10 protein-coding genes and 1 pseudogene are annotated in these 6,107 nt (G+C 65.4%); 9 read left to right on the top strand and 2 right to left on the bottom strand.

Going from position 1 to position 6,107, the window contains the following annotated elements; all coding sequences use genetic code 11:
* Positions 1-348, bottom strand: a 348-nt coding sequence (locus tag AZG88_RS54360) for a hypothetical protein (protein ID WP_231914242.1), incomplete at its 3' end; no start/stop codon positions are given.
* Positions 349-509: 161 nt separating this feature from the next.
* Here AZG88_RS54360 and AZG88_RS28815 point away from each other — a divergent pair.
* The 9 genes and pseudogenes from AZG88_RS28815 to AZG88_RS50720 all read left to right on the top strand — a co-directional run bounded on the left by AZG88_RS28815 (position 510) and on the right by AZG88_RS50720 (position 4,246).
* The gene (locus tag AZG88_RS28815; RefSeq protein ID WP_005246242.1) at positions 510-1,049 is read left to right on the top strand and encodes a Dps family protein; all 540 of its coding nucleotides are present in this window, start codon (positions 510-512) and stop codon (positions 1,047-1,049) included.
* 41 nt (positions 1,050-1,090) lie between these two features.
* Positions 1,091-1,327, top strand: a complete 237-nt coding sequence (gene mbp1, locus AZG88_RS28810; protein WP_025432584.1) for a microaggregate-binding protein 1 — start codon at positions 1,091-1,093, stop codon at positions 1,325-1,327.
* A gap of 99 nt (positions 1,328-1,426) precedes the next feature.
* Positions 1,427-1,705 (top strand): GlsB/YeaQ/YmgE family stress response membrane protein, encoded by a 279-nt coding sequence (locus AZG88_RS28805; RefSeq protein WP_037232227.1) that lies wholly within the window; start codon positions 1,427-1,429, stop codon positions 1,703-1,705.
* A gap of 118 nt (positions 1,706-1,823) precedes the next feature.
* The gene (locus AZG88_RS28800; protein ID WP_061044850.1) at positions 1,824-2,351 is read left to right on the top strand and encodes a DUF6328 family protein; all 528 of its coding nucleotides are present in this window, start codon (positions 1,824-1,826) and stop codon (positions 2,349-2,351) included.
* Positions 2,352-2,427: 76 nt separating this feature from the next.
* Entirely contained in the window at positions 2,428-2,871 is a 444-nt protein-coding gene (locus tag AZG88_RS28795) for a phage holin family protein (protein WP_061699845.1), read from the top strand.
* A complete protein-coding gene (locus AZG88_RS28790) occupies positions 2,868-3,104 on the top strand; it encodes a DUF3618 domain-containing protein (RefSeq protein ID WP_061699844.1) in 237 nt (78 codons plus the stop codon). The genes AZG88_RS28795 and AZG88_RS28790 overlap by 4 nt, the downstream gene beginning before the upstream one ends.
* A 14-nt stretch (positions 3,105-3,118) precedes the next feature.
* Positions 3,119-3,268: a hypothetical protein gene (locus AZG88_RS52970; protein WP_179443474.1), complete on the top strand. Its 150-nt coding sequence runs from the start codon at positions 3,119-3,121 to the stop codon at positions 3,266-3,268.
* Positions 3,269-3,306: 38 nt separating this feature from the next.
* Entirely contained in the window at positions 3,307-3,630 is a 324-nt protein-coding gene (locus AZG88_RS28785; protein WP_061699846.1) for a hypothetical protein, read from the top strand.
* Positions 3,627-4,246 (top strand): annotated as a pseudogene (locus AZG88_RS50720) (DinB family protein). Before AZG88_RS28785 ends, AZG88_RS50720 begins: the two are co-directional and overlap by 4 nt.
* Here AZG88_RS50720 and AZG88_RS28780 read toward each other — a convergent pair.
* On the bottom strand, positions 4,212-5,939 hold the full coding sequence (locus AZG88_RS28780) for a cutinase family protein (protein ID WP_005246256.1): 1,728 nt from the start codon (positions 5,937-5,939) through the stop codon (positions 4,212-4,214). The pseudogene AZG88_RS50720 and the gene AZG88_RS28780 sit on opposite strands and share 35 nt — an antisense overlap.
* Positions 5,940-6,107 lie beyond the last annotated feature (168 nt).

The raw sequence follows: 6,107 nt of genomic DNA, 5'->3' as shown, positions 1-6,107 counted from the left end.
GCAGGCAGCGTGTGCCCGGCGCTCATCGTGCCGCCCTTCGATCGGCCAGGCCGTGGAGCGCAGCGCCGCCCCACAGACTCGCAACGAGCAGAACCACAAGTAGAGCCACGTTGAGCATTGCTCCTCCTCGGTGTGCGCACGGTCGAACCCTGGTCGAATCAGACCGAAGGTAGTGCCTCTCTGTCGGGTGCGGGGCGATTCCGGCGGAGCGTTTGCGCAATCGAGATCTGCCGATCCCAGCGCATCCGCTTCGAACACCGCAGAAGATCTGATTTGCGCGACATAGATTTTGTAGTACCGTCGAGTTGTCGGAACTTCAGCGAGCGAGTCAGGAACGTTGTTCGACACGAACGTAGGTTGCGGTGGGGCAGGGTCCCGGCGATTCGAGACTTCTCACCACGGGTACGCGGTGAGTTCAGCCGGCGCCTCGTCTCCCCCGAGTAACCGAGGCGCGGCACCCCATGCCTCGAAGTTCCGCCGGCAGGTAGTAGCGAAAGAGAGGACCGAGAATGTCGAAGTTCACCGTGCCAGGTCTTTCCGACGATCAGGGAGCGCGAGTCGCCGACATACTTCAGAAGCGGCTCAGCGCATACAACGATCTGCATCTGACGCTCAAGCACATTCACTGGAATGTGGTGGGTCCGAATTTCATCGGCGTGCACGAGATGATCGACCCGCAGGTCGAGCTGGTGCGTGGCTACGCGGACGCCGTCGCCGAACGCATCGCCGCGCTGGGGCAGTCGCCCGACGGCACCCCGGCCGCGATCGCCCGCGACCGCACCTGGGACGACTACTCGGTGAAGCGTGACACGGCGCAGGCGCACCTCGGTGCCCTCGACCTCGTCTACAGCGGTGTCGTCGAGGACAACCGCAAGGCGATCTCCGAGACGGGCGACCTCGACCCGATCACCGAGGACCTTCTCATCGGGCAGACCGGCGAACTCGAGAAGTTCCAGTGGTTCGTCCGCGCCCACCTCGAGAACTCCGGCGGCAGCCTTTCCAACAACGGCGCGCACTCCGAGAAGCAGGCAGCCGCGCAAGCGCGGTGAGCACTGCCGAATCTCCCCTCCACAACCGAAAGGTGACGAACATGGTTGAGAACAACAGCGGTCCGGCCGAGGCCGTCAAGGGCGTCGTCGAAGACGTCAAGGGTAAAGCGAAGGAAGCCGCAGGTGCGGTGTCCGGTCAGGACGATCTCACCCGCGAGGGCAAGGCGCAGCAGGACAAAGCCGCCGCCCAACGCGAAGCCGCCGCAAAGGAAGCCGAAGCGGAGAAGGCCCGAGGCAAGGCCGAAGCGCAGGAAGCACGCCAGCGCGCCGAGCAGTGAGACGGTGCGGGCCGGATCAGACCGGCCCGCACCGAGCGTCTCTTCACCGAGTGGAATCGGCAGCCGCCGGTCACCACTCTCCCCCGAAAGGACTGATACGTGCTAGGACTGGGAATTCTGGGCTGGATCATCATCGGCGGCCTCGCCGGATGGATCGGCAGCAAGATCATGAAGACCGACGCTCAGATGGGAATCATCCTCAACATCGTCGTCGGAATCGTCGGCGGCCTCCTCGGCGGCTTCATCCTCAGCCTCTTCGGCACCGACGTCGAAGGTGGCGGTCTCTGGTTCAGTTTCTTCACCTGCCTCCTCGGCGCGGTGATACTCCTGTTCCTGGTCAAGCTCGTCACCGGACGAAGCACGGCCGGTCGACGCTAGGCCCCCGTACTCCGTAACCGGGCCTGTCCATCTCACGATGGGCAGGCCCGGTTACGTGGCTTCCCCGTATTCGGCGCGAAATAGTGCCCTCACCGCCGGGATGGGGTACTCCAGAGGGATGGACAGTCGAGGATTGGATCGCGACGATGCGAACTGGAACTTCCGCGCCCGGCACGAGACCGAGACTCAACGGCTCGACCGGAACTGGAGCGGCCTTCTCCAGGAACTGCGTGTCGTGCAGACCGGCGTGCAACTTCTCACCGGCTTCCTGTTGACGTTGCCGTTCCAGCAGCGTTTCGAGGACCTCTCGGACAGCGAGGTCGCCATCTATCTGGCGACCGTCGCACTGTCGGTGACGTCGACCATGCTCCTGGTGGCCCCTGCCGGCCTGCACCGCATGCTCTTCCGTCGGCACGCGCTCCCGGATCTCGTCTTTGCCTCCCATCGCCTCGCGATCTGCGGCATCGCCACCCTCGCGCTGGCGCTGATCGGTGTGGTGGCGTTGATCTTCAGCTTCGTGATCTCACCCGTCGCCGGAGCGGTCGCCGCGGCGGTGGCCTTCGCGATGTTCTGTGGACTCTGGGGCTTCGCTGCGATTCTGCAATCGCGGCATCGCTCGACCGATGGAGACTCCGCCGAGCGATGAGCACGGCGGGAGACCATCCTGTTTCGCCAGGAACGCTCCCGGGTAGGCGGAGCAGAGACGAGGAAGGAGCACGGACATGACCGATATCCATCGCGCCGATGCCCTGCGGGTCCAACCGCCCAGCGCTGCACACGATCTCGACGAGCTGTCGACAGTCCAACTCGTCGAACGACTCACCGATCAGGTAACGGGACTCGTACGCACCGAGATGACCCACGCCCTCACCGAAGTGAAAGACAAGGGAACGCGCTTCGGGATCGGAGCAGGTGTCTCCGGAGCTGGCGTGCTGCTTCTGCTGTACGGATTCGGGGCCCTCGTCGCCACCGCCATTCTGGGACTGGCGACGGCACTCGATCCGTGGCTGGCCGCGTTGATCGTGGCTGCCGTGCTGATCGCCGTGGGCAGTGTCGTGGCGGCGGTCGGAGCCCGCCGCGCAAAAAACGCGCTGCCGCCCGTACCCGAGCGGACGGCCGACAGCGTTCGCGCCGACGTCGACTCCGTGAAGGAAGGTCTTCGATGACCGACCCACAGCCGCAACCGGAACCTTCCGTCGCCGAACAGCGAGCCGCACTCGCATCCACTCTGGATGCGCTACACCGCAAAGTGGACGTGCCCGCACGCGCGAAAGCCGGCGCGCGTCACGAACTCGACAGGGTTCGGCAGCAACCCCGCGGTGCCGTGGCGGCCGGACTCGTGAGCGCATTCGTCGTCGCCTACCTCGCCGTGCGACAACGCCGTCGGCGCAGCCACTGAAGGAGAGCGTGACCATGACCGAAGACACTCACGGAGAGACGGACGAGCCCAAGGGTGGCCGTCCCGGTCCCGTCGATCACGGTAAGGACGGCGGCATGGCGACGAGAGAGAACGCACCCGAGTTGGCGGAAGACTCCGCCGACGCCGAGACCGAGACCGACTGATGAAACTCGGATCACCGCTCGAGCACAGGAGGACTGCAGTGACGTATCAGCCGGACAACGGACCCAGCCGTGAGTTGAACTCCGAGCACCACCCGCAGGACGATGCCCACACCATGCGCAATCACGCCGGGGAGGCGATCAGCGACAGCCGGAACTGGCCGGGATACATCCTCATCGCCGCCGGAATCGCCGTGCTCGGATTGACGCTGGTCGCGGCCGGTTACGGATTCGAGGGCTGGGCGCTGATCGGTGGGATCGCCTGCATCCTCTGCCTCGTCCTCGGCACGGGTCTCGTGCTCTTCGAACGGCGTCGCGTCAAGGCCCTCGAAGGCAAGGAACTGACCGATCAGGAAGGGCATTGACAGATCCGAAAGTGGACCTTCACCACTACCTCCAAGCCGCCCGCGACGCTCTGCTGTGGAAGTTGGACGGGCTGTCCGAATACGGCATCCGTCGACCGATGACGCCGACCGGCACGAACCTGCTGGGGCTGGTCAAACACCTGACGGGCGTCGAGATCGGCTACTTCGGCGAGACGTTCGGCCGATCTGTCCAAGTCCCACCGTGGGTGACCGACGACGCCGAAGACAACGTGGACATGTGGGCGACCCCCGACGAGTCACGCGAATACATCGTCGGGCAGTACCGCACAGCGTGGGCGCACGCGGACGACACCATCCGGACGCTCCCGCTCGACGCCCCCGGTCGGATACCGCACTGGCCGGACGACCGCCGCGACGTCACACTTCACCGGATTCTCGTGCACGTGATCGCCGAAACCCACGGCACGCGGGGCACGCCGACATCGTTCGCGAACTCGTCGACGGGACGGTCGGCTTGCGGCCTGACAACACCAACTTGCCCGCAGCGGACCGGACGTGGTGGCAGAGCTACCGGACCCGCCTCGAACGTGCGGCACGCGAAGCCGAGCAGCGATCGGGCGTCACCCGGCCGCCGGCTGAACCGTCGTCGTGGTGATCACCGGCGTGGTGGTCGTCGACGACTCCGATGCCGTGGTCGCGGTAGGTTCCGCCGCAGTGGTGGTCGCCACGGGTGTTTCCACTGTTTCCGCGACGGCCTGAGGCGCCGGCGCCGAGGTCGTCGGTTCTGCAGCTACCTCGACGACTGTCGTGGGTTCCGGTGACGTAGTCGTCGCGACCGTCGTCGTGGGTGTCGGCGAACTGCTGGTCGTCGTGGTCGCGCCGACCGGGTTGCTTGCCAACTCAGCCTTTTTCGCGCTGCCGGTGGTGGTGGGAGCGGCCTCAGTCGTTTCTGTTTCCTTCGTGGAGGCGGCGGCGAGCTTCGCGGTCGACGGTTCCGCTGCGGCCGTCCGCGCTTCTCCCTTCTCCGCTTCCTGTGCCAGGTGTGTCAACCAGGCCGCAGCGTACTGGGCAGACGTCAGCGGTTTCCCGCTGCCGGCGTTCGCATCACGCCAGTAGTCGAAGTGATGGCCCGTCCCCTCCCCCAGCGTCTGCTGATACGGGTCGCTCATCGCCACCTGGATCGTGTTCTGGTTGTCGGCGATGAACCCGATGATCTCGTTCCGCACCTTCGCGGGCAGGTAGACCAGGTCGACCGCCTGATTCGACGAGATCGGACCAGCTGACGTGTCCGATTGCGCCGCAGCGGTATCGGGCTTGTACGCCGGATCCGACACCTTGACCAGGACGTCGAGGAACGTCTCATCGGACTGCATCCAATTGTCTTGCGACTGAATGTCCGCGAACGCGGCGAGGGCGAGCTGCCCGAGCACCACCGCAAGATCCTGTCCCGTCGCGGGGGTCAGCCCATCCTTCTGCAGTGAGTCGACGTTCAGCTGCCGTCCCACGTTGATCGCGAGTTGCAGTAGCGCAATGTTCTCGGGTGCGGAGCAGGTCAGGTCGCCTTCCGAGCAGAACGATGCCACCTTCCCGTCCAGGGCGCCGAAGCTGCCCGACGTGCCGGGCAATGCTCCCCGCCCGGACGTGCCCGACTGCCCCGACTGGTACGCAAGGTCGAAGCCGTCGGGATTGCGGAATTCGTTCTCGGCGCCGGGAAATGGTCCTCCCCCGAGGTTGCGGCCGGCATCCGCCAGGATGACGACGCCGACCACGGACGCGGGATCGAGAATGTCGTACGAGCCGTCCTGGCCGTCCTGGTTGCCGACCTCCATCGCAACCCGCCGCGCCACATCGGCGCCCTCGCTGTAGCCGACGATCGAGAACTTCGTGTCCGGGCACGAAGCGTGAATCGAACGCATGACGGTTTCGGTGTTGTCGACGCCGGCGTTCACGGCGTCCTCGTACGAATTCATGTTGGCCGGATACTCGATATAGACCGCGGCGTAGGACCCTCCGCCCACGGATTGCTGCGGCGCATTCACCACCTCGTCGATCCAGGGACTGCTGTAGTCGCTGGAGTACGACGCAGGGAGGCGTGTGCCGTCGGACGCCACGAGCATCCGGTTCCCCTCGCGTGGGGTGTCACCGCGGCCGGCAACGGCGATGCTGACCATGTCGTAGCACGTGTCCGAGGCCGCCGCAGTCAAAGCTGTCGCCGTCGTGGCCGGTGAACCCGGGTTCGACCACGGGGTCGCGAGCAGCGCCGCCAGCCCCAACGCGCCGGGCGCGATCAGACTGCCTGCGATCCTTCGTCGATGCGCGACCTTGCGTGCTGAAACGCGACGTTCCATGGTCTACCCCATCCGTTCGTAGCCCGTGTCGAACACCCGAGTAGGTGTCAACGCGTTAACAGACAAGTCGCACATCACAGCAACGGCGTTACACCTCCGCCTCGCAAGGTGTCGTTCAGGAGGCGCGGAGGTGTGTGCCCAGAACGGTCTCGACTTCCGACTGTCGTG

The sequence above is a fragment of the Rhodococcus sp. LB1 genome (assembly GCF_001583455.1).
GTDB classification, from domain to species: domain Bacteria; phylum Actinomycetota; class Actinomycetes; order Mycobacteriales; family Mycobacteriaceae; genus Rhodococcus_F; species Rhodococcus_F opacus.
The sequence above is the reverse complement of the archived record's forward strand: the minus strand, read 5'-3'. Positions and strand labels throughout refer to the sequence as shown.

Bases quoted from the DNA above. Each gene is read 5' to 3' on its own strand.
- AZG88_RS28790 (WP_061699844.1), top strand. From the start codon at position 2,868: ATGACCGACCCACAGCCGCAACCGGAACCTTCCGTCGCCGAACAGCGA.
- AZG88_RS28800 (WP_061044850.1), top strand. From the start codon at position 1,824: ATGGACAGTCGAGGATTGGATCGCGACGATGCGAACTGGAACTTCCGC.
- AZG88_RS28780 (WP_005246256.1), bottom strand. From the start codon at position 5,939: ATGGAACGTCGCGTTTCAGCACGCAAGGTCGCGCATCGACGAAGGATC.
- mbp1 (WP_025432584.1), top strand. From the start codon at position 1,091: ATGGTTGAGAACAACAGCGGTCCGGCCGAGGCCGTCAAGGGCGTCGTC.
- AZG88_RS28815 (WP_005246242.1), top strand. From the start codon at position 510: ATGTCGAAGTTCACCGTGCCAGGTCTTTCCGACGATCAGGGAGCGCGA.
- AZG88_RS52970 (WP_179443474.1), top strand. From the start codon at position 3,119: ATGACCGAAGACACTCACGGAGAGACGGACGAGCCCAAGGGTGGCCGT.
- AZG88_RS28795 (WP_061699845.1), top strand. From the start codon at position 2,428: ATGACCGATATCCATCGCGCCGATGCCCTGCGGGTCCAACCGCCCAGC.